The following is a 20,683-nucleotide window of genomic DNA, read 5'->3' as shown; positions in this document are numbered from 1 at the left end:
CATGAGGCAGGACGGCAGGCCGGTGGTGATGAATTTTACTGGCATTTATGAGAAAGAGACATTTTACCGGAGCGAAAAAATCTGCTGGATCGACTGCAGAGATATCCACGGGACAAACTGCTACTGTGATGAACAGGCGGAGCAGATTCTGGAAGAGCGGATAAGGAAACTTCCGCCGGAAGGGATTCACTTTATTGACTCCGGAAATTATCACTATATGACAAAACTTTGGACCGATAAGATCAGGGAGCCGTTTGTCCTTATTTTAATCGATCATCATCCGGATGCCCAGCCATCTCTGTTTGAAAATCTGCTTTCCTGCGGATGCTGGGCTGCGCGGGTGCTGGACGAAAATCCGCATGTAAGAAAGATCGTTCTGCTTGGAGCGGAAGAGGAACTTGTAAAAAGTCTTCCGGAAAAATACAAAGACAGAATTGCCGCCTACAATGAAGAGGCTGTGGTGCATGACCGCATCTGGGAGGAATTCCGGAAGAAACATATTGAAGTGCCGGTGTATCTTACGATCGACAAGGATATTCTGGATCCTTCGCAGGTGAAGACAAACTGGAATCAGGGGAAAATGAAACTTGCGGATTTGAAAAAGGTAATTTATCAGATTCTGCTTCATGAGCAGGTGATAGGTGTAGATATCTGTGGAGAATGTACCGGTTCTATTCTGGAAGAAGCAGGCAGGAAGGAAATGGAACAGGACGACCGGATTAATGGTAGTTTACTTCATCTGCTGGAATGCTGAGAGAAATTTGCAATTCATGCCTTATTTATAATGGAAAAAAATGTTATACTATATATAAATAGGTAACGAAAGGGATTGATTGAGCAAAGAAAGGCGTGAGCGCATGTTTAAAGTTGGAGAGTATGTTGTATATGGTCATAATGGCGTCTGTCGGATCACAAAGATCGGGCCGCTGGAGACAGTGGCAAAAGATAAGGACAGGCTGTATTATACCCTGATTCCCTTTGGGGAGACGGGAAGTACAGTATTTGCTCCCGTAGACAGCCAGAAGATACCGATGAGAAAGATTATCAGTAAAGAGGAGGCTCTGTTGCTGATTGAGGAAATGAAGGAAATTGCGGTACTTGGGATTACGGAAGAGCGGAAGCGTGAAGAGACTTATAAAAACGCACTTAAGACATGCGACTGCAAAAAGCTGGTCAGTCTGATTAAGACCATCTATCGCAGAAAGCAGGAACGGGAAGCACAGGGGAAACATCTGACAGCGGCGGACAGCCGGTATTTCCGGACAGCGGAACATGTGCTTTATGATGAGCTGGCTGCGGCTCTGGAGATCGAGAGCGGTAAGGTGAAAGATTTTATTTCGGAAAAATTAGGTGAAGAATAGTCCCGCGTTTTACACGCATTTAACGAAACAGGCGGGGTGAATTTAACCGTGTTCTCTTATACTGATAAGAAATTGTATGAAAAGAGAGCACGAATCATGGAAAAAACAATTACATTTTTTGTAAACCGGTCAACACCGGCAAAACTGGAAGAAACGATCACAATATCCAAGGCAATGAAACGAATGACAATCACTTCAAAAACAGACTGGGCCGGATATATTGTGATCAGAGATGAAAAGAACAGGATCCGGCTTTTACGTATGTGCGGATACGGAGAGGAAGACTTTACGATTGCACGACATGCTTCCCACACGTCTCCGGGCGGCGTCCCGGGACCTGTTGGAGCAGGCAGATGGAAAATCTGCCTGTATCTTTTTCCGGAATTTTTCGAGACGATTCCCGAAGGTGAGACGATACCGCTGCGGATCTGCATCAGCGGAGAAAAGGGAGAATTGCAGGAAACAATGGGATCAAAAGTCTGGGTTGACCGGCATTATCGCGAGCAGTTATGGCTTGGATATTTTAACAGCAAGGAGTTTTACAGCAACAGGACAGGGTGGTATCTCGGAGCTCTTCATACACGTACCCGGATGTCCGGCGGGGAAAATACGATCCGGGAGGCTGTAAAGAGAGCGAAAGCAGATGGCGTCGATGTCTATGTCACGACAGAGAGAAATGTGGTGGCGACAGGTTGGAAGGACAGCTCCGTCATGACAGTCCCGGGCGTGGAACTTACATCCTGTTTCGGAGACATAGGATTGATCGGAATTGATAAGATGCCGGAACGTCTGGAAGAACTGATAGAGAGCAGAGGGACAAAAGAGAGCGGACAGTATCTTTATGAGACAGTTCGGGAAGCGGTAAAGAGAGGATGGATTCTGAATCTGGAACATCCGTTTCAGAAAGGAAGCGAATGGAAAGAGGATGCCATTCCGGTTTCGTCACTGACCTGTATGGAAATCGGAAAAAGTATGGAAGAATTCGCGAAAACATCGATACTTCTGGACAGGCTATGGGGAGAAGGATACCGGATCTGGGCGACAAAAGAAAAGGAAACTCTGATACATTGCGAGGCGCTTACACCGGAAATCTTTCTGGAAAATATTAAAAAAGGTCATATGGTTCTGGCGGAAAACAGGAATTCAGAACTGAAGATACGGTCAGAAGGAGAAGAGTATCTTCCGGGAGATGAACTTCCGGAACAGAACAGGAAGATTGATATTCGCATTTACATTGAATCAGCCAGGAAGCCGGAAGTTTATATCATACATAACGGAGAGAGAATCCGTATGGATGTGATACAGACAGAGAGCGGGTGGAAAGCAGAAGAGAAAATCCGGTTCCGCAAAGGAGAGTGGAACTGGGCGAGAGTTGAGGCATTCCATCCGGAGAAAGGCCTGCTGTTTTACAGTAATCCGGTATGGCAGGGAAAAAAGAAACTTTGTGATTAACATTCATAGATAAAAACAGTAAAAATAAAAGAACAGTTTGTTCTCAGGCACTGGGAGCAGGCTGTTTTTTTGTTTGACAGGAAACTTTGTTCCCTGTTAAATAAAAACGCTTCGCGGGATGTGCACTCGCGCAAAGCAGAAGCTTGCCGCTAAAGCGACCACGCTCGGCGCAAGAGTTCCACAAGCGCAACTCTTTGTTATGGAAACAGGCAATATTTCTAATTGGATCATAATTATAGAAAAAACAAATAAGAAAAAAGGAAGTTATAGAAAATGTGCGAAACATACAAAAATAAAAATTGAGTTTGTAGAATAATCATGATGAAAATTTTGCGATAAAAGTTAAAATGAAGAGGTATGTAAAATATTAATTATGAAAGAGTGGAGTAAGTGCGATGTTCAAAGTAAGTTATTTTATGGAAGTGCTTCCTGTTATAGCGAGCAAGGTAAACGTTACTTTTGAGCTTACGATTGCGGCAACGATTTTTGCACTTCTGGTAGGTGTGGTGATTGCGGTCATAGGCTATTATAAAGTACCTGTTTTAAGCCAGCTTACCAGAGTGTATGTTTCGGTTATGAGAGGAACACCGGTTGTGGCACAGCTGTATTTTTTCTATTATGGAATTGCGCTGTACAGCAACTTTGTAAAAAATATGACACCTTTGGTGGCGGTAGCGGTAGTTATGAGTTTGAATATGGGGGCTTTTATGTCAGAAAGCATCCGTGGTGCACTTCTTTCTGTAGATGAAGGACAAAAAGAAGCTGCATATTCTCTGGGAATGACCAATCTTCAGCTGGTGGTCCGTATTATTATTCCACAGGCTGTGCGGATTGCGCTGCCTCCGCTTTTTAACGATGTCATCAATCTTATTAAAATGACATCACTGGCATTTATGATCGGCGTGCCGGATATTATGGGAGCCGCCAAGATTGAAGGAGCCAAAACATTCCGTTATTTTGAAATTTATGCGGCGGTTATGCTGATTTACTGGATTATTGTTTTTATACTTGGAATTGTTCACAAGTTCCTGGAGAAAAAATGCGCAAGTATGTATTAATATTCAGCTGTTTTATGGGATCTTAAACGGAGTGCCGTTGAGATAAACATGATACTTAGAAAGAAGAGGAGTAATGATTATGAAAAAACGTGTATTAGCAGCAATAATGGCAGCGATGATGGTGGTTCTTACGGCAGGCGGCTGTGGGGACGGATCGGGTTCTGATTCAGATTCCAATAAATCCTCTGATCAGAAAACGAATGATAAAAAAACAGTAACTGTTGTAACGGCCGGAACTGGAGAACCGTATTCCCTTTTGGCAGATGATGGATCATGGACAGGGATTGATTCCGATATGTGGGCCGAAATTGAGGAACGGACAGGGTGGAATGTAGAAGTAAAACAGGCTGCATTCGACGCAATGTGGGGAGAACTGGATACAGAACGTGCAGACGTTGTTGCAAACTGTACAGCTGTGACAGACGAAAGAATGGAGAAATATAATGCGACAATCCCATATTATGGTGATGCACAGTGTATTATCGTAAATAATGAGAACGAAGATCTTCAGACAGTTGAGGACTTGAAAGGTCTGACTGTAGGATGTACTAATGGACAGGCGGCACAGAACATTATCCAGGGCCTCGCAGAGCAGTATGGATTTACAGTCACTCTTTATGAAGACAGCGCAGTAGGAATGAACGATCTGATGCTTGACAGAATCGATGCTTATGCGAATACGACTACAAACGTAAACCAGTTTATGCATAATAACGAAGAGGCTGATTTCCGTTTCTTTGATGAAAAGCTTTTGGCGAATAATGTTGCCTATTTCCTTCCGAAAACAGATGAAGGAAAGGAACTCTGTGATGAATTAAACGGTCTGATTCAGGAAATGCTGGATGACGGAACCATTGCGGAGATCACAGAAAAATGGATGTATGCAGACATGACACAGTTGATTCAGGAAGAGTAATATGATGGAGAAAGAAAAACAACTTGTAAAAATTGAACACCTTTATAAAGAATTTGACAGTGATACAAAAGTACTGAAGGATATCAACCTGACAATCAATAAAAATGAAGTGATTGCAATCCTTGGACCGTCCGGAACCGGAAAATCCACACTGCTTCGGTGCCTGAATTATTTGACTGAACCGACATCAGGAGTCATTTCCATCAGTGATGTTACAGTAGATGCCGCGCATCACACGAAGAAGGAGATTTTGGAACTTCGCAAACATTCTTCTATGGTATTTCAGAGCTACAATCTTTTCAAAAATAAGACAGCTCTGGAAAATGTAATGGAAGCATTGACACAGGTTCAGAAGAAACCAAAGGCCGAAGCGGAAAAAATTGCCCTGGAATTATTAGGAAAAGTAGGAATGCTGGAAAGGAAGGATTTCTATCCTTCAAAACTCTCCGGCGGTCAGCAGCAGAGGGTAGGAATTGCAAGAGCACTGGCGGTTAATCCGAATGTTCTTCTGTTTGATGAGCCGACTTCTGCACTGGATCCGGAACTGGTAGGTGAGGTACTAAATACGATTAAAAAACTTGCGGAAGAAGGCACGACTATGATTCTGGTGACACATGAGGTAGGGTTTGCCAGAGAAGTAGCTACCCGCGTCCTCTTTATGGATGGAGGGCAGATTGCTGCGGATGGAACACCGGAGGAAATTATTGATCACCCGGAAAATCCGAGGATTCGGCAGTTCCTGAATTTTGTAAATCGAAAGTAGATAGAGAGATGGCCTGCACGGATCTGGTGCAGGTCTTTTTCTAAAAGAGGAGGACGGACAGTGGAAGAAAAATTATTTGAAAAAAGTCCTGACATGGAAGAAAGGATCAAATATCTGGCGGAGAAGGAGGAACAGACACTCATACGGATCCGGAGAGAGCTGCATAAGGTGCCGGAAACAGGAGTGTATCTTCCGAAGACGTATGAAATTATCCGAAGAGAACTTCAGAAGATTCCAGGGGTGGAAGTAATCGAACATGCGGCGGAAGGATACGGACTGATTGGAATTATGCGTGGTAAACTTCCCGATGGGAAAACCGTACTTTTGAGAGCTGATATCGATGCACTGCCGGTAGAGGAGCCGGAAGGACTTCCATATCGTTCAGAACATCCGGGATGTATGCACGCATGCGGTCATGACGGCCATGCGGCCTGGCTCATTGGAGCTGCCAGAATTCTCTCAGACATCCGGGACAACTGGGGCGGATGTGTTAAGTTTGTGTTTCAGCCCGGGGAAGAGGTCGGAAAGGGAGCAACAGCATTGATTGAAAAAGATCAGGTGCTGGAAAACCCAAAAGTAGACATGGCATTTGCGGCGCATGGATGGCCGTCTGTGGAAAGCGGGAAAATAGGAATCGCGAGAAGATACGCATTCGGATGTGTGGGAGGATTTTCTATAAAAATCATGGGGAAAAAGGGGCATGCTTCCTGGCCGGAAGAGACAGTAGATCCGATTGCCGCTGCCATTGAGATTTACCAGCATATGCCGTCTGTTCTGACAAAAAAAATATCCGGAACAGAAGCAAAAGTCTTTTCTGTAACCTATATGCAGGCTGGAGATGTGAAAATCCACAATGTGATTCCGGAGACATGTGAATTTGGTGGCACAATGCGTGCGGCGAATATGGATGTATTAAAGAGAATGGGGAAAGAACTGGAAAAAGAAGTCAGGGCAGTCTGCCATGTGGCAGGTGCAGAATATAAGGCGGATATCCGGATACATGGAGGAGCTGTGCACAATGCGGTAGATCTGTTGGAAGGAACTGAGAAAACAGCAAAAGGAATTCTTGGAGAAGATAAAGTGTATTTTATTGAGCATGACCATCTGGGAGGAGAAAATTTTTCTGAATTCAGCAGCCGCGTTCCGGCTGTCTACCTTTTTATCGGAATTCGGCCCAAAGAAAAAGAACAGATTCCGGGACTTCACAGCGCGGAGTATCGGTTTGATGATCACGTTTTAAAAGGAGCAGCGGGAGTATTTGCGGCACTTGGCTACTATGGGTGCATGGGCATTCTACAAAAACAAGAGAAGGGTACAGGTACAGAAGAGTGGAAGAAATAAAATATGTAGACAGAAGAAATACGAATTGTAATAAATGGGATGGACAAAGCAATATGTTCGGAGAGGAAGGACTTCACGCCATGTGGGTGGCGGATATGGATTTTCAGGTCCCTCAGTGTGTGATAAATGCGCTGCGGAAGTATGTAGATCAGGGGGTATACGGATACTATAAAATTCCGGATTCCTATTATCAGGCTTTCATAGACTGGGAAGAAAAACGGCACCATTTCAGAGTAGACAAAGAATGGATCAGGTTTTCTCCGGGTGTGGTTGCCGGTTTCCATTGGCTTGTCCAGATACTAACTCAGCCGGGGGAAGCCGTGATTGTTCATACGCCGGTATATTACCCGTTTTTAAATGCAGTGAAAAATAACAACAGGACACTGATCTGCTCGGATCTGATCACTAATCAAGGGAAATACACGATTAATTACGAGGATTTTGAGAATAAAATTGTAGATAACAAGGTAAAGCTATTTATCCTTTGTTCGCCGCACAATCCTGCCGGGCGTGTGTGGAAGAAAGAAGAACTGGCAAGGCTGTTTAAGATATGCAAAAAGTACGGGGTCTATATTATCTCAGATGAAATTCATCAGGACTTGATTTTTGATGGCAGCAGACATATTCCGTCTCTGTCTGTTGAAGGGTATCAGGATCATATGATTATGCTGGCTGCCCCATCAAAAACATTCAATCTGGCAGCCGGACAGAATTCGCTTGTAATTATTCCAGATGAAAAGCTTCGAAATCTGTGGGATCAGTACACGACGGCAAACCGTGTCATTTCCGGGAATGCCTTCGGCTATATTGCGGCACAGGCAGCGTATGAAGGCGGGGAAACATGGCTCGAAGATGTTCTCAAAAAAATATGGGATAACTATCAGTATGTAAAAAATGAGCTTGCCCGGAAACTTCCGGATGCGGTTGTGACACAGCTGGAAGGAACCTATTTGTGCTGGATTGATCTTGGGGCTTATGTCAGCAGAGAGAATATGAAAGAGCTGATTCAAGGGAAATGTCGCATAGCTGTAGATTATGGAGACTGGTTTGGCGGAGAACGGTTCGGAACATATATCCGGATGAATCTTGCGACTTCCATGGAAAATGTAGAAAAAGGTGTGGATGCACTGGTTTTAAATCTTATCTGATGCATGAAAAATACATGGATTTAAAGGCTGATAGAAGCGCTCTATGGATTTCGTGGAAAAATTCAATTTGACATTCCGGGGCAGTACATTACATAATATTCCGCAAATGGAGTGAGAAACATGTATGACATTAATGACTGTTATAAGATTATTTTTGAAGCAATGGCTGAAAATCTGTCCCTGAATAATATAGCAGAACGGATTTACAGATATACGAAACAAGGAGTCGTATTTATTTCAGGGAGCGGACGGTTGATGGCAAGTGCCGGATTTGGAGGGGATAAGAACTCATTTTCCTTTTTTCGGAAAGAACATTTGTCATGGAACGGATACGAACTGTTTTTTGTAAAAAAGAAGGTCGGAAAAAGCACTCTTTATACAGAACCGATTTATGATAAAAAGAAAGTATCAGGATATGTGCTGCTCATATGCGAGGATATGAAAGACGGGAAGTTTTTTGAGAAACTGGGACAGTTTCTGGCAAAAATCGTAGAACGTTTTTTTGCGCAGGAACAGAAAAGGTATCTGTATAATCAGTCTCTTCGAAGACATATTATTGCATGGGCAATGATGGAAGACGATATCGATACCGGGCAGGTAAAAGAATTGCAAGGCGGAAAGTATATGGCGGTCCTGTTTTTAAAAAGCGGGAATACTGCTGCCGGTCTTTCCGGATTTTTAAGAGACAATGGAAGTTCCGCATATGTATATGAGAATGAATGGGAAGTCCGGGTATTGTTCTGTAAACTGACGGACAGGAGTGCAGGGAGAATCCGGAAAAGAATGGATGAATGTCAGCTTACCGGCTGTGTGAGCGAGCTTTTTTCGGACTGGCATCTCTGCAGAGCAAAACAGCATCTTCTGGCACGTATCATACGGTCCGGCAAGTCTGTACCGGGAGAACAGGGAATCAGACAGGAAAAGGAATGGTTTATTCCGGGAATATACAGTTATGCGACTCCTTTAATTGAGGAGGCCGGACTGATGGACTACTCCATTCAGCGGCTGCTGGAAGAAGATGAAGAAAAACATACGGGACTTTATCATACGCTAAAAGTATATCTGATATGTGAAAATAATATTACACTGGCAGCCAAAAAACTTCATATTCACAGAAACACACTTGTATACAGATTGAAACAGATTGAAAAATGTCTGGAAGTGGATTTGAATGACACCGAAAATTCATGGGATTTATTAGCGTTCATCATGATGCATGATATGGTAAGGCGTAAAACAGGAGAAAGAAAAGAACGATGAAAGTAATTCAGAATTTACCGGAAATATTTGAAGAATTTGGAGAACAGAGACGAAAGGCGTTTCTGGAAATCAAAGAATATAAAGATAAAAATATCCCAGTAGTAGGAATGTATTGCGCATATTTTCCGACAGAACTTGCGATGGCAGTAGGAGCGATTCCGGTAGGACTGTGCTCCTATGCTAACGAGACAGTAGCGGCAGCAGAGAGAGATCTGCCTAAAAGTATCTGTCCTCTCGTCAAATCCAGTTATGGATTTGCGGTGGAAGATAAATGTCCCTTTTTTCATTTCGCGGATCTTGTAATCGGCGAGACAACGTGTGATGGAAAGAAAAAAATGTTTGAAATGATGTCTGAATTCAAACCTGTCTATGTAATGGAGCTGCCAAACAGCCAGTCTGAGCGGGGAGTGAAATTCTGGAGAGAAGAGGTCGTCCGGACAAAAGAGTATTTTGAAGAGTTCTTTCATGTCGTGATAACGGAGCAAATGCTCAGGGATGCTGTTCATCTGAATAATCGCATCCGTACTGCTCTCAAAAATCTTTGTGATGTGATGAAACTGGATCCTGCTCCGGTTACAGGAGAGGATATTCAGAAAATGGTACAGGGCAGTAAATACCGATTTGATTTTTCTTCTACTCCCGAGGTGGTAAATGGAGTGCACGATAAGATTTTGGAGGAATATAAACAGGGTAAGCATCTGGAAAAACGACCGAGGATTCTTGTGACCGGCTGTCCGATCGGGGGAGACAGTATGAAAGTTATCCGCGAAATAGAGGAAAATGGCGGTGTAGTAGTTGCGATAGAAAACTGCAGCGGAGTCAGGACACTGGGGACCATGGTCGATGAGAATGCGGAGGATATTTATGAAGCAATTGCCCGGAAATATCTTTCCACCGGGTGCTCCATCATGACACCAAATGATCATCGTATCGATTTGATTGGAAAAATTATTGATGAGTATCATGTAGACGGAGTAGTTGAAATGATTCTGACCGGATGCCATTCGACAGGAGTAGAATCATTTTATATTCGAAAATTTGTAAACGAGGAGAAACATCTACCGTATCTGGCTGTGGAGACCGATTACTCTCAGGCGGATACAGCGCAGATCTCTACCAGAATGGCGGCTTTCCTTGAAATGATTCAGCCGGAGCGCAGAGAGACCACCGAAATGAAAGCAAATTTTGATATTAATTACTGCTATAAAATCATACTGGAAGGAATTGTAAAAAGAAAGTCTCGCAGGGAAATTCTGGAAGAAATATGGAGATATACCGGGGTTGCGCTATGTGTGTCGGATCCTGGTAATCAGGAAGTATTTTGTATAGGTGAAAAACCGGCAGATTTGAAAAGCTGCATAAGAGAGCTGCCGGAAGGAGGAAAAATAACAGGATATCTGACTTCGGAAACGGATAAAGAAAAAGTAGAAGAACTGCTGGATGTTATCATACAAAGCTATCGTGTGGACTGTGAAAGAGACAGAAACGAAGAAGAACGCCCTGACTTTATCTGGATTCTCACGGATATGGAGGAAAATGCGGATCAGATTTTCAGGATGCTGAATGAAGAACAGGACCTTTTTTTGAAAGTGCAGAGGGAAGGCAAAAAGGAACTGTTTATTTCCGGAACTGACGGAAAAGAAGATAGGGACAGGATGACTGCGAAAGTAAAAGAACTGATGAAAGAAAGGGATGGTAAAATCCTAATAGGAAACGGATTTCAGACCTTTGAGAGCAAAGAAAAGAACAGGGAACTACAAAGGTACGTATTTTCTATTATAAAAAGTAAAAAAGAACGCAGGAAAGTCTGTCTCGTGGAGGACTATTATCACGATCTGGCAGTTACTTACATTGGAAAAAGAATCGAAAAAGAAAATCTGTACGTAGATGAGCTGGAGTGTGTGGAAAAGGAGGACAAAGAAAAAGGGAAAGATCTGTATGAAACACTGTACTGGTACCTGAAGATGAAAAGAAATGCCGCCCAGACGGCAGCAAAACTCAGAATTCATCGAAATACGCTGATGCCGAGAATTGTCCAGCTGAATGATATGATTGGAATTGACGATAAAGACGGTGCAGAATGCGAGAGACTTCTGATGGTTATGGAAATGAAAAAAGTAAAAAACATGTAAGTTAGGAAAACAGACAGAAATTGTGAGGAAACTGTAAATAAATAAGGAAAAGACTTGACTTCATGCTTGGCCATGTGATATTCTGATATGGCGAATGGAAGTATAGGTCTTTTTTTTATGCCTAAAATCAGGCAGCTTCGCAAACTGCCGCGTAACCAGTAAAAAAGAAGTAAAAAAAAGCGAGGTGGAAGTTGTGCGTACAAGAATTACATTAGAATGTACAGAATGTAAGCAGCGTAATTACAACATGACAAAGGATAAGAAAACTCATCCGGAGCGCATGGAAACAAAGAAATACTGCAGATTCTGCAGAACTCACACAGTACACAAAGAAACGAAATAGTCGTTTGAGAAGGAGCGGATGTTATGGGCGATTCTAAAACGAAAGCAAAGAAGCCTTCCAAAATCAAAGGCTTGAAAGCAGAGTTTAAGAAAATTATCTGGCCAGACAAGAAGACTCTTGCAAAACAAACGGTGGCAGTTGTCTCTGTTACTGTAATCTTGGGAGCGATTATCTCGGTAGTCGATGCGCTTCTAACATTCGGAATCGATTTCTTAGTTCGCTAAGAAACTGATGACCTGACAGTAAGAAAGGTGATTAATATGTCAACGGCAAAATGGTATGTAGTTCATACTTATTCAGGGTATGAAAATAAGGTAAAAGCCAACATTGATAAGACAATCGAAAACAGACACCTGGAAGACCAGATTCTGGAAGTCAGGGTTCCGATGCAGGACGTAGTGGAGCTCAAAAACGGAGTTCAGAAAGCTGCCCAGAGAAAGCTGTTTCCGGGCTATGTACTGATTCATATGATTATGAATGACGACACCTGGTATGTTGTACGTAATACACGGGGCGTAACCGGGTTCGTAGGACCGGGATCCAAGCCGGTACCGCTCACAGATGAGGAAATGGCGCCGCTTGGAATCAAGAAAGAAGATATTGTTGTGGACTTTGAGGTAGGCGATACAGTCAGCGTCGTATCAGGCGCATGGGCTGACACTGTTGGAGTCATTCAGGCGATCAATACGCCAAAGCAGAGTGTTACAATCAATGTTGAGTTATTTGGCCGTGAAACACCGGTTGAGATCGGTTTTTCAGATGTCAAGAAAATGTAACGTAAATGAAGTGGGAGGGAAATCCCCGCAAATACCACAAGGAGGTACAATATAATGGCTAAAAAAGTAGAAGGTTATATCAAATTACAGATTCCTGCTGGAAAGGCAACACCGGCTCCTCCGGTTGGTCCTGCTCTTGGTCAGCACGGAGTTAACATCGTAGAATTTACAAAGCAGTTCAACGCAAGAACAGCTGATCAGGGAGATCTGATCATCCCTGTAGTTATCACAGTTTACAATGACAGAAGCTTCAGCTTCATCACAAAGACACCGCCGGCAGCAGTCCTGATCAAAAAGGCCTGCAACATCAAATCAGGATCTGGTGTTCCGAACAAAACAAAAGTAGCTACGATCACAAAAGCTCAGGTTCAGGAAATCGCTGAACTCAAAATGCCAGACTTAAACGCTGCAAGCGTAGAAGCTGCTATGAGCATGATCGCTGGTACATGCAGAAGCATGGGTGTTACAGTAGTTGACTAATTGTAAACGTTAGAAATGTGGGAGGGCTCGCTCCCGATATTACCACTAGGAGGTTATAAGATGAAAAGAGGAAAGAAATATATCGAAGCTTCTAAACTGATTGAAAGAGGAAATCTTTACGACAGAGATGAAGCAATCGCATTAGTTAAAAAAGCTGCAACAGCTAAATTTGACGAGACAATCGAAGTTCATATCAGAACAGGCTGTGACGGACGTCACGCAGATCAGCAGATCCGTGGTGCGGTAGTACTTCCGCACGGAACAGGTAAAAAGGTTCGTATCCTTGTATTTGCAAAGGACGCTAAAGCTGAAGAAGCAAAAGCTGCCGGAGCAGATTACGTTGGAGCAGAAGATCTGATCCCGAGAATCCAGAACGAAAACTGGTTTGACTACGACGTAGTTGTAGCTACACCGGATATGATGGGTGTAGTCGGACGTCTGGGACGTGTACTCGGACCAAAAGGATTAATGCCGAACCCGAAAGCTGGTACAGTAACAATGGACGTTACAAAAGCCATCCAGGACATTAAAGCTGGTAAGATTGAATACAGATTGGACAAGACAAACATTATCCATGTACCGGTTGGAAAAGCTTCCTTCACAGAAGAACAGTTAGCGGACAACTTCCAGACGCTTATTGATGCAATCAACAAAGCAAGACCGGCAGCTGTAAAAGGTCAGTACCTGAAGAGTGTAACAATCACATCTACAATGGGACCTGGCGTAAAAGTAAATCCGGCTAAATTAGCTTAATCAGATTTGCGTAGATAAAGGGGAATCCTGCAAAAGCAGGATTCCTTTTTGTTATACAATTCTATAACTGAAATCAATTTGCGGTTTTATTTTAAAGATTTTATAATAGAATTAAAGAGTCCGACTAACCACGGACCTGGCAGCCGATGGATTGTTTATAATAGGAAGAAAGAAGGTAACAAAATGATTTACAAAGATTTTCAGGGCCTGAAACTGTCTGCCCTTGGACTTGGTACAATGCGTCTTCCGGTAATTGATGGAGACGATGCCAGAATCGATGAGAAGGCAACAGAGGAAATGGTGGCTTATGCGATGGAGCATGGTGTCAACTATTTTGATACTGCATGGGGATATCATAATGGAAACTCTGAACTGGTCACAGGAAAGATGTTAAGCAAATATCCAAGGGAAAGCTTTTATCTTGCTACGAAGTTCCCGGGTTACGATCTTTCCAACATGGACAAAGTAGAAGAGATTTTTGAAAAGCAGCTGGAAAAATGTCAGGTAGAGTATTTTGATTTTTATTTGTTCCACAATGTGTGCGAGATGAATATCGATGCCTATCTGGATCGTTCTAATGGAATCTACGAATATCTGATGAAACAGAAAGAAAACGGACGGATCCGTCATTTGGGATTCTCTGCACATGGAAGCTATGATGTCATGAAGAGATTTCTGGAAGCATATGGAGAGGGAATGGAGTTCTGCCAGATCCAGATCAACTATCTTGACTGGTCTTTCCAGGACGCAAAGGCCAAAGTAGAATTGCTGAAAGAATACAATCTTCCGGTTTGGGTTATGGAGCCGCTCAGGGGTGGAAAACTTGCCAAACTGAAAGACAGGGAAGAAGAAATATTAAAATCCATGCGTCCGGACGAAGGAATTCCGGCGTGGGCATTCAGGTTCCTCCAGTCTATTCCGGAAGTGACAGTAACCCTGTCCGGTATGTCCAACATGGAACAGCTTCAGGATAATATCAGCACCTTTGAGACAGAAAAACCGCTCTCCAACGAAGAGATGGATAAGCTGTTGTCTGTGGCAAACGGAATGCTGGACGGCACACTTCCGTGTACCGCATGCCATTATTGTGTCAGCCACTGTCCACAGGGCCTTGATATCCCGAAACTCTTAAGTCTGTACAATGAACACAGCTTTACGGGCGGCGGCTTCATTGCACCGATGGTTATGGGAACCCTTCCGGAAGATAAACGGCCGGGCGCCTGCATCGGATGCAGAAGCTGTGAAGCAGTCTGCCCGCAGCAGATCAAAATTTCCGAGGCAATGGCAGATTTTTCGGCAAGACTGAAAGCATAAAGAAGAGAATGAAAAACCGGGAGAAATGCACGCTCATCTTGTGAATTTCTTCCGGTTTTTGAAATATGCCAAATCGTCTCTACATTACAATAAAAATTTTTGGAACTCCTCTGGCGTTGTACCATACTCCTCTGCGGCCTGCTCCAAAGTCAGCAAATGTTTACGATACAGATTGAGCAGAAGTTCTTTCTTTTCAAATTCCATACCAGCGATTTTGCCATCTTCCCAGCTTTCCCGCCGAAGATCTTCTTCATATTTTTCCTGATCAAATTCTTCCAGGATCACATCGCTCACCTCCGCACTGTTTTGTTCCAGGAATTCTTTCAGAATATCCTTTTTAATACAGCTTTTCTGCGCTTCCTGGACTGCTGTTTCTATGGCAAGCCCCTGTTTCTGGTTCTCTCTTACTTCATTTATAAAGTAGGAGTATTCCCATAGGACTTTACAGCTTTCGAGAAGTTCCTGATTGTGCCCAAGATTGATGTTGAGCATCAGTGCCCGGCATTCCAGTGCTGCCTGTCCTGTAAACGCAGATTTCATAAAGGAATCTGAAAGGTTTAATTCCCGGTATTTTCTTTGTTTTTTCTTCATAGGCAGAAGCCTCCTTTGATTTGAAAATAGAATTGAATGAATAGACAACAAGAAATGTCTCCCGCCTTGTAGGAAAAGGCGGGAAAGAATATGTTCACAGTATAGTAATAGAAGTGATATAAATCAACATATGCCAAATTGTTTCTGCATTACAATAAAAATTTTCGGAATTCCTCTGTCGTTGTACCATACTCCTCTGCGGCCTGCTCCAAAGTCAGCAAATGTTTACGGTAGAGATTGACAAGCAGTTCTTTCTTTTCCAACGCTTTGCCCTCTTCCCTTCCGATGCTTTTACCCTCTTCCATACCAGCGATTTTGCCATCCTCCCAGCTTTCCCGCCGAAGATCTTCCTCATATTTTTCCTGATCAAATTCTTCCAGGATCACATCGCTCACCTCCGCACTGTTTTGTTCCAGGAATTCTTTCAGAATATCCTTTTCAATACAGCTTTTCTGCGCTTCCTGGACTGCTGTTTCTATGGCAAGCCCCTGACGCTGGTTTTCCCTTACTTCGTTTATAAAGTAGGAGTATTCCCATAGGACTTTACAGCTTTCGAGAAGTGCCTGATTATGCCCAAGATTGATGTTGAGCATCAGTGCCCGGCATTCCAGTGCCGCCTGTTCCGTAAAAGCAGATTTCATAAAGGAATCTGAAAGGTTCAATTCCCGGTATTCCGATTCTTCGCTTTGTCCATTATAGAATACCACATATACCGGTACGGGTAAAGGAATCCGTCGTGTGCTGTAAAGATTCAGCCCGTGTTTCTTGATATAGTTCTGGTAAATGCGTGCCATATAAAACAGGCCGCGGATCGGCATATTTGGATTCAGGGTGCTTTGATGTTCGTACAGATTCAGGGTACTGGAAAAGAGAAAAGATACGTCATTTTTCATTCCTACATAGATGACGTCTTCCAGAGTGGTGATTTCAAGATCTTCTTCGTTCGTATAGGAAGAGTGGTTTAATGCGTTATAGAGGGATAAAAGATTGTGTCTGTCCCGGAAAATCATACGGAAAAGAGTGTCTTTGTACTTTCGGTTGACAGGTTTTCCCAAGGACCGGTTCCGTTTTTTTGTTTTAGATGTGATTTTTCTTTGTTTTTTCTTCATAGGCAGAAGCCTCCTTTGATTTGAAAATAGAATGGAATCAATAGATAATAAGAAATGGCTCCCGCCTTGTAGGAAAAGGCGGGAAAGAATATGCCCCTAGTATAGCAATAGAGGAGATAGAAATCAACAGCCGGGCTGTCAATCAATAAAATTCTCATAATTTTTTCTACCGATATATAAAATTATTAATTAAGAAAACCAGTTTGGAAACCGTTTCTTATATTCAGACGGCGAATATCCCGTTACCGACTTGAAAAGTCGGGAGAAGGAAAATGGATTTTCTAGTCCTACCGCATTTGCAATGACCTGCAGGGAATAATCTGTATCTACAAGATAGATTTTTGCTTTCTCAATCCGCAGTTCTGTCAGATATTGTTTCGGTGTTTTGAAGTATTTCTGCTTAAAGACCGCGGTTACATAATGAGGATTCAGATGCAAATAGTCAGCAATGTCCTGAATTTGCATATGTTCATTATAATGCCGGTCAATATAGGCTTTGATCTGCTTCGGATACGGAGCTGAGGAAATGTCCTCCTGATCTTTGTGATGTTCCGCAACAAGGCTCGAAAACATTTCCTTCAGTAGACCATTCAGTTTGAGATGTCCGGATGCGGTTTTTGCTTCCGAAAAAAAGGTGAGAGGAAAGTCTTCGGGTGTAAATCTGGCTCCATCAGGAATACGCCGGTCGGTGAAAGCGAGGAACTTCATGATCATTTTTTCGTAAAGAGTGACATCCTGTATGTCGGTAACGAATCCATCTCCAAAAAGAAGGCTCGTATAATAGCCGGCCTGAGTTCCCTGATAACCGATCCAGCAGTATTTCCATGGGTGGCGGAAATCTGCCTGGTAGGCGGCATTTACGCCTGCGGGAATCAGAAATGCCTGCCCTGGCTTGACCGGATATTTTTTTTCTTCGATCTGCAGAACACCGAAACCGTCTAAAACAAAATGGATCAGATAATAACGCCGGATGCGCGGACCGAAAATATTTCCGCAGACACACTGATCGATGCCGCTGGATTGAAAAGCAAGATCCAGAGAATCTTTTTCTACAGCATTTAAAAATAAATCCGAATTCTGTAACATGATATCCCCCTTTTCTATATAGTGACTTGATTATACAATTTCGCAATGCTAAAAGAAAGAAAAATTGCAAAAAAGAAGAAAAATCTGAGAAATGGCAATGTTTATAGACAAAACAGCTATGGATGCAAAAAGGCATTAATGATAGAATCATACCAATGGAAATGGAGTGAGAAAAAAGTTATGAAAAAGTTATATTATCTAAGCAGAATGACGTTTCAAACAAAATTTGCATATATCAAAGCCTTCTGGTTCAATATTTTCGGAACGGCGGTCTCGATTCTGATTTACTATTTTCTCTGGAAATATGTATTTCAGTCCAGGGATGAGCTGAATGGATTTACGGCGGTGGAGATCACGACTTACGTGATTATTTCCAGACTTCTGTCCTCGCAGTTTTCCGGCGGAATCAACCGGGAGTTTTCCGAGTGGGTCCAGAAAGGCAATATTGTGGTTGAGCTTCTGAGACCGGTACCGCTTGTATTTACGCTCTTTGGAAAAAGAGTGGGAGAATTCCTTTTCTTTATCCTTTTCAAAGGAATTCCAGTCAGTATACTCGCAACCTTTATTTTAGGCGGAACCGGTCCGGATGGCGCAGCAAACTTTGCATTGTTTCTTATCAGTGTCTTTATTTCCATCGGTCTGATGTTCTGGATTGAAGTGATGGTGGGGCTGATTTCGTTCTTTACACTGAATTCATACGGGATTGGTTATACGAAGACGGCGCTGATGTCGATTCTTTCCGGCGGGATTGTACCGCTCTTTCTTTTCCCGGAAGGTGTGGCAAAGGTGTTGGACTATATGCCTTTTGCCGGGATGGTCTCGGTGCCGGTTCGCATTTATCTTGGAAAATATACAGCAGCAGAGGCCTTTTCCTTTATCGGTCTTCAGATTGTCTGGGTTGCGCTGCTTGGAATCGGAGTGATGGCATTTTACCGGTTCGCAATCAAAAAAGTTGTGGTACAGGGAGGTTGATGGTATGAGATGGAAATACTATGCAAAGCTCTGGCTTTGCTATATGAGAATCGGGCTTCTCTGCATGACCCAGTACCCGGCGGACACATTGATCTGGCTGATTTCCATGATCGTTCGGGAGGCCTGCGGGTTCATCGGAATTCTGGCAGTAGCCAGTGTGACGGGAGGCCTTGGCACATGGGGATTTTACGAGATCTGCCTGTTGTTCTCCATGTGTGCGGTAATTGAAGCAATCGGACAGGCATTTTTTGACAATGTCTGGTCTATCGATAAGATGATACGAAGAGGTGAGATGGATGTATTCCTGATCCGTCCGGCGTCACCGTTTGTGCAGATGCTTGGACAAATCATGCATTTTCAGGCAGTGTTAAGTATGGTAGTCTATGTAGGAATTCTGGCGTGGTCTATTCATGGAATCGGCCTTTCTATGGGAGTCCGGGAGATTGTGCTGCTTGTCGAATATGTGATTTTCGGGACGGTCATTAATTCAGGAATCTACACGATTTTTAACTGTCTGAATTTCTGGATTGTTCAGGGCGATGACATTGCGGTTCTCGTGCAGACCTGCCGGGAATTTGTCAAATATCCGCTTCAGGTATTCCCTGCGGCGATACAGGGATTTTTCACCTACGTTCTGCCGCTGGGGTTTGTGGCCTACTATCCGGTGCTTGGTCTTCTTGGAAGAACCGATATGCCGGTCATGATCCTTCTGCCGTGTGTGGCGGCACTGGTAGCCGGAATTGCGGCTGTGATCTGGCGGCTGGGCCTGAAGGGATATAACAGTACAGGAACGTAAGGGGGAAGAAGTTTCTATGCAGATCGAAGTGAATCATTTAGTAAAAGAATATAAAAGGAAAAAAGATCCGGGCTCCGTGGGGAAGGCTCTGGCATCCATGTTTCATCCGCAGTACGATGTGTTCCGGGCGGTAGATGATATCAATTTTCAGATCCGGAAAGGTGAGGCAGTGGGTTATGTCGGACCAAACGGGAGCGGGAAGTCTACAACGATTAAAATGCTTTCCGGAGTGCTGACGCCGACAGCCGGAAAGGTGCTTGTCAATGGACTGGAGCCGTCAAAAAATCGGATGAAGGTTAATAAACATGTCGGCGTTGTATTTGGAAACCGTTCCGTGCTCTGGTGGGACGTGCCGGTCATCGAATCTTACCGAGTGCTGCAGCAGCTCTACGAGATTCCGGAAAACCGATTTCGTCAGAATCTGGAGGAGTTCACGGAACTGATGGAAATGGAAGAACTTCTTGGTACACCGGAGCGACAGCTGTCCCTTGGCCAGAAGATGAAATGTAATATTGCGGCGGCATTTCTTCACGATCCGGAGATCGTTTATCTGGATGAGCCGACCATCGGACTTGACAGTGAGTCCAAATATAAAATCCGGAAATTTATCCGGCGGATGAATGAGGAGAGGAAGACGACCTTTATCGTGACATCTCATGATTTTCAGGACATTGAGTCGCTGTGCCGCAGAATTATCCTCATCAACCATGGGAAACTGGTTGTAGATGATAAAATTGAAAATGTCCGGAAAAATTTTGACCGGAGAAAACAGATCCGTCTGGAACTGGAACACAATCCATGGAATCAGAAAACCGTATTCGAGATTCCGGGAGTGGAAATTCTGCACTCACAGGAATCCGAACTTGTGCTGGAATTTGACAGTGAAGAAAATGACAGCATCCGTATTATCAACCTGATAGCGGAGAAAACAAGAATCCTTGATGTGTCCATCAACGGACAGGATATCGAATCCATCATCCGGGATATCGTAAAACAGGATAACAGAAAATAAGAAAAGGGCGTATCGTACGA

General features: G+C 43.4%; 22 protein-coding genes. 19 read left to right on the top strand and 3 right to left on the bottom strand.

Annotated elements, in window-relative coordinates; genetic code table 11:
• Window position 1 precedes the first annotated feature (1 nt).
• From B5G11_RS00570 to B5G11_RS00490, 16 genes are all read left to right on the top strand, one after another.
• Window positions 2-754: an arginase family protein gene (locus B5G11_RS00570; protein WP_087166666.1), complete on the top strand. Its 753-nt coding sequence runs from the start codon at window positions 2-4 to the stop codon at window positions 752-754.
• Window positions 755-857: 103 nt separating this feature from the next.
• Window positions 858-1,361, top strand: a complete 504-nt coding sequence (locus tag B5G11_RS00565) for a CarD family transcriptional regulator (RefSeq protein ID WP_087166667.1) — start codon at window positions 858-860, stop codon at window positions 1,359-1,361.
• 96 nt (window positions 1,362-1,457) lie between these two features.
• Window positions 1,458-2,813 (top strand): hypothetical protein, encoded by a 1,356-nt coding sequence (locus B5G11_RS00560; RefSeq protein WP_087251810.1) that lies wholly within the window; start codon window positions 1,458-1,460, stop codon window positions 2,811-2,813.
• 395 nt (window positions 2,814-3,208) lie between these two features.
• A complete protein-coding gene (locus tag B5G11_RS00550) occupies window positions 3,209-3,871 on the top strand; it encodes an amino acid ABC transporter permease (RefSeq protein WP_087166670.1) in 663 nt (220 codons plus the stop codon).
• 79 nt (window positions 3,872-3,950) lie between these two features.
• On the top strand, window positions 3,951-4,787 hold the full coding sequence (locus tag B5G11_RS00545) for a transporter substrate-binding domain-containing protein (RefSeq protein ID WP_087251808.1): 837 nt from the start codon (window positions 3,951-3,953) through the stop codon (window positions 4,785-4,787).
• Window position 4,788: 1 nt separating this feature from the next.
• Window positions 4,789-5,550 (top strand): amino acid ABC transporter ATP-binding protein, encoded by a 762-nt coding sequence (locus B5G11_RS00540; protein ID WP_330680088.1) that lies wholly within the window; start codon window positions 4,789-4,791, stop codon window positions 5,548-5,550.
• A gap of 60 nt (window positions 5,551-5,610) precedes the next feature.
• The gene (locus tag B5G11_RS00535; RefSeq protein WP_087251807.1) at window positions 5,611-6,891 is read left to right on the top strand and encodes a M20 family metallopeptidase; all 1,281 of its coding nucleotides are present in this window, start codon (window positions 5,611-5,613) and stop codon (window positions 6,889-6,891) included.
• Window positions 6,879-8,039 (top strand): MalY/PatB family protein, encoded by a 1,161-nt coding sequence (locus B5G11_RS00530; protein WP_087251806.1) that lies wholly within the window; start codon window positions 6,879-6,881, stop codon window positions 8,037-8,039. The genes B5G11_RS00535 and B5G11_RS00530 overlap by 13 nt, the downstream gene beginning before the upstream one ends.
• Before the next feature lie 120 nt (window positions 8,040-8,159).
• Window positions 8,160-9,299, top strand: a complete 1,140-nt coding sequence (locus B5G11_RS00525) for a helix-turn-helix domain-containing protein (RefSeq protein WP_087251805.1) — start codon at window positions 8,160-8,162, stop codon at window positions 9,297-9,299.
• The gene (locus B5G11_RS16930; RefSeq protein WP_087166675.1) at window positions 9,296-11,431 is read left to right on the top strand and encodes a double-cubane-cluster-containing anaerobic reductase; all 2,136 of its coding nucleotides are present in this window, start codon (window positions 9,296-9,298) and stop codon (window positions 11,429-11,431) included. Before B5G11_RS00525 ends, B5G11_RS16930 begins: the two co-directional genes overlap by 4 nt.
• 193 nt (window positions 11,432-11,624) lie before the next feature.
• Window positions 11,625-11,774: a 50S ribosomal protein L33 gene (gene rpmG, locus B5G11_RS00515; protein ID WP_087166676.1), complete on the top strand. Its 150-nt coding sequence runs from the start codon at window positions 11,625-11,627 to the stop codon at window positions 11,772-11,774.
• A 23-nt stretch (window positions 11,775-11,797) separates the two neighbouring features.
• Window positions 11,798-11,998, top strand: a complete 201-nt coding sequence (gene secE / locus B5G11_RS00510) for a preprotein translocase subunit SecE (protein WP_087166677.1) — start codon at window positions 11,798-11,800, stop codon at window positions 11,996-11,998.
• Between the two features lie 36 nt (window positions 11,999-12,034).
• Window positions 12,035-12,550, top strand: coding sequence for a transcription termination/antitermination protein NusG (gene nusG, locus B5G11_RS00505; protein WP_087166678.1), 516 nt, complete (start codon window positions 12,035-12,037; stop codon window positions 12,548-12,550).
• 54 nt (window positions 12,551-12,604) lie between these two features.
• Window positions 12,605-13,030 carry a 50S ribosomal protein L11 gene (gene rplK / locus B5G11_RS00500; protein ID WP_024731653.1) on the top strand — a complete coding sequence of 142 codons (426 nt, stop codon included), beginning with the start codon at window positions 12,605-12,607 and terminating at the stop codon, window positions 13,028-13,030.
• A 60-nt stretch (window positions 13,031-13,090) separates the two neighbouring features.
• Complete coding sequence (gene rplA / locus B5G11_RS00495) at window positions 13,091-13,783, top strand: 50S ribosomal protein L1 (RefSeq protein ID WP_087166679.1); 693 nt, start codon at window positions 13,091-13,093, stop codon at window positions 13,781-13,783.
• Between the two features lie 183 nt (window positions 13,784-13,966).
• Window positions 13,967-15,097 (top strand): aldo/keto reductase, encoded by a 1,131-nt coding sequence (locus tag B5G11_RS00490; RefSeq protein WP_087251804.1) that lies wholly within the window; start codon window positions 13,967-13,969, stop codon window positions 15,095-15,097.
• An 84-nt stretch (window positions 15,098-15,181) separates the two neighbouring features.
• Here B5G11_RS00490 and B5G11_RS00485 read toward each other — a convergent pair whose 3' ends face one another.
• The 3 genes from B5G11_RS00485 to B5G11_RS00475 all read right to left on the bottom strand — a co-directional run bounded on the left by B5G11_RS00485 (window position 15,182) and on the right by B5G11_RS00475 (window position 17,883).
• Window positions 15,182-15,688, bottom strand: a complete 507-nt coding sequence (locus B5G11_RS00485) for a hypothetical protein (protein WP_087251803.1) — start codon at window positions 15,686-15,688, stop codon at window positions 15,182-15,184.
• A 149-nt stretch (window positions 15,689-15,837) separates the two neighbouring features.
• Window positions 15,838-16,797, bottom strand: coding sequence for an Rpn family recombination-promoting nuclease/putative transposase (locus B5G11_RS00480; protein ID WP_087251802.1), 960 nt, complete (start codon window positions 16,795-16,797; stop codon window positions 15,838-15,840).
• 189 nt (window positions 16,798-16,986) lie between these two features.
• Window positions 16,987-17,883: an AraC family transcriptional regulator gene (locus B5G11_RS00475; RefSeq protein ID WP_087251801.1), complete on the bottom strand. Its 897-nt coding sequence runs from the start codon at window positions 17,881-17,883 to the stop codon at window positions 16,987-16,989.
• Between the two features lie 180 nt (window positions 17,884-18,063).
• On the opposite strand from B5G11_RS00475, the gene B5G11_RS00470 reads away from it, so the two are divergent.
• The 3 genes from B5G11_RS00470 to B5G11_RS00460 are packed head-to-tail and all read left to right on the top strand — an operon-like array spanning window position 18,064 to window position 20,663.
• Window positions 18,064-18,855: an ABC-2 family transporter protein gene (locus B5G11_RS00470; RefSeq protein ID WP_087251917.1), complete on the top strand. Its 792-nt coding sequence runs from the start codon at window positions 18,064-18,066 to the stop codon at window positions 18,853-18,855.
• A gap of 4 nt (window positions 18,856-18,859) precedes the next feature.
• Window positions 18,860-19,651, top strand: coding sequence for an ABC-2 family transporter protein (locus B5G11_RS00465; protein WP_087251800.1), 792 nt, complete (start codon window positions 18,860-18,862; stop codon window positions 19,649-19,651).
• Between the two features lie 16 nt (window positions 19,652-19,667).
• Window positions 19,668-20,663 (top strand): ATP-binding cassette domain-containing protein, encoded by a 996-nt coding sequence (locus B5G11_RS00460; RefSeq protein WP_087251799.1) that lies wholly within the window; start codon window positions 19,668-19,670, stop codon window positions 20,661-20,663.
• Window positions 20,664-20,683 lie beyond the last annotated feature (20 nt).

This window comes from Drancourtella sp. An57, assembly GCF_002161525.1.
Taxonomy (GTDB): Bacteria; Bacillota; Clostridia; order Lachnospirales; family Lachnospiraceae; genus Sellimonas; species Sellimonas catena.
Note: the sequence above shows the minus strand (reverse complement) of the source record. Positions and strands in the feature narration are given on the sequence as shown.

Bases quoted from the DNA above. Each gene is read 5' to 3' on its own strand.
- nusG (WP_087166678.1), top strand. From the start codon at position 12,035: ATGTCAACGGCAAAATGGTATGTAGTTCATACTTATTCAGGGTATGAA.
- B5G11_RS16930 (WP_087166675.1), top strand. From the start codon at position 9,296: ATGAAAGTAATTCAGAATTTACCGGAAATATTTGAAGAATTTGGAGAA.
- B5G11_RS00560 (WP_087251810.1), top strand. From the start codon at position 1,458: ATGGAAAAAACAATTACATTTTTTGTAAACCGGTCAACACCGGCAAAA.
- B5G11_RS00490 (WP_087251804.1), top strand. From the start codon at position 13,967: ATGATTTACAAAGATTTTCAGGGCCTGAAACTGTCTGCCCTTGGACTT.
- B5G11_RS00470 (WP_087251917.1), top strand. From the start codon at position 18,064: ATGAAAAAGTTATATTATCTAAGCAGAATGACGTTTCAAACAAAATTT.
- rplA (WP_087166679.1), top strand. From the start codon at position 13,091: ATGAAAAGAGGAAAGAAATATATCGAAGCTTCTAAACTGATTGAAAGA.
- secE (WP_087166677.1), top strand. From the start codon at position 11,798: ATGGGCGATTCTAAAACGAAAGCAAAGAAGCCTTCCAAAATCAAAGGC.
- rplK (WP_024731653.1), top strand. From the start codon at position 12,605: ATGGCTAAAAAAGTAGAAGGTTATATCAAATTACAGATTCCTGCTGGA.
- B5G11_RS00550 (WP_087166670.1), top strand. From the start codon at position 3,209: ATGTTCAAAGTAAGTTATTTTATGGAAGTGCTTCCTGTTATAGCGAGC.
- B5G11_RS00545 (WP_087251808.1), top strand. From the start codon at position 3,951: ATGAAAAAACGTGTATTAGCAGCAATAATGGCAGCGATGATGGTGGTT.
- B5G11_RS00565 (WP_087166667.1), top strand. From the start codon at position 858: ATGTTTAAAGTTGGAGAGTATGTTGTATATGGTCATAATGGCGTCTGT.
- B5G11_RS00460 (WP_087251799.1), top strand. From the start codon at position 19,668: ATGCAGATCGAAGTGAATCATTTAGTAAAAGAATATAAAAGGAAAAAA.
- B5G11_RS00570 (WP_087166666.1), top strand. From the start codon at position 2: ATGAGGCAGGACGGCAGGCCGGTGGTGATGAATTTTACTGGCATTTAT.
- B5G11_RS00540 (WP_330680088.1), top strand. From the start codon at position 4,789: ATGATGGAGAAAGAAAAACAACTTGTAAAAATTGAACACCTTTATAAA.
- B5G11_RS00465 (WP_087251800.1), top strand. From the start codon at position 18,860: ATGAGATGGAAATACTATGCAAAGCTCTGGCTTTGCTATATGAGAATC.
- B5G11_RS00480 (WP_087251802.1), bottom strand. From the start codon at position 16,797: ATGAAGAAAAAACAAAGAAAAATCACATCTAAAACAAAAAAACGGAAC.
- B5G11_RS00485 (WP_087251803.1), bottom strand. From the start codon at position 15,688: ATGAAGAAAAAACAAAGAAAATACCGGGAATTAAACCTTTCAGATTCC.
- B5G11_RS00475 (WP_087251801.1), bottom strand. From the start codon at position 17,883: ATGTTACAGAATTCGGATTTATTTTTAAATGCTGTAGAAAAAGATTCT.
- B5G11_RS00525 (WP_087251805.1), top strand. From the start codon at position 8,160: ATGTATGACATTAATGACTGTTATAAGATTATTTTTGAAGCAATGGCT.